Source organism: Schleiferilactobacillus perolens DSM 12744, assembly GCF_001435585.1.
Taxonomy (GTDB): domain Bacteria; phylum Bacillota; class Bacilli; order Lactobacillales; family Lactobacillaceae; genus Schleiferilactobacillus; species Schleiferilactobacillus perolens.
The window spans coordinates 1-594 of sequence record NZ_AZEC01000063.1; the positions used below are offsets into that span (position 1 = coordinate 1).

The 594-nt window shown below is 52.7% G+C and carries 2 rRNA genes; both read right to left on the minus strand.

The annotated features are described in order from the left end of the window. Positions 1 to 2: 2 nt before the first annotated feature. Positions 3 to 119: ribosomal RNA gene (rrf, locus tag FD09_RS15620) — 5S ribosomal RNA — on the minus strand. Positions 120 to 232: 113 nt separating this feature from the next. Next, positions 233 to 594: ribosomal RNA gene (locus FD09_RS15625) — 23S ribosomal RNA — on the minus strand; the annotation flags it as partial.

Genomic DNA, 594 nt, shown 5'->3' on the forward strand with positions numbered 1-594 from the left:
AAGAACAGCGACGTCCTACCCTCGCAGGCAGTTTCCCACCAACTACTCTCGGCGCTGAGAAGCTTAACTTCTGTGTTCGGCATGGGAACAGGTGGATCCTTCTCGCTATCGCCACTGTACTTATTATATTGTGAGAGTTTGTTCTCTCAAAACTGGCTATTATGAAGTGCTTCAAGAAACATCACATGATTCTTTGAGATGCGCAGCTGGCTCCTGCCAGTCACGCTCTTCTTTGGTCAAGTCCTCGACCGATTAGTACTGGTCCGCTCCACCCCTCACGGGGCTGCTACTCCCAGCCTATCTACCTGATCATCTCTCAGGGGTCTTACTTCCTTAAAGGAATGGGAAATCTCATCTCGAAGGGGGCTTCACACTTAGATGCTTTCAGCGCTTATCCTTGCCATACATAGCTACCCAGCTCTGCGCCTGGCGGCACAACTGGTACACCAGCGGTATGTCCACCCCGGTCCTCTCGTACTAAGGGCAGCTCTTCTCAAATTTCCTACGCCCGCGACGGATAGGGACCGAACTGTCTCACGACGTTCTGAACCCAGCTCGCGTACCGCTTTAATGGGCGAACAGCCCAACCCTTGG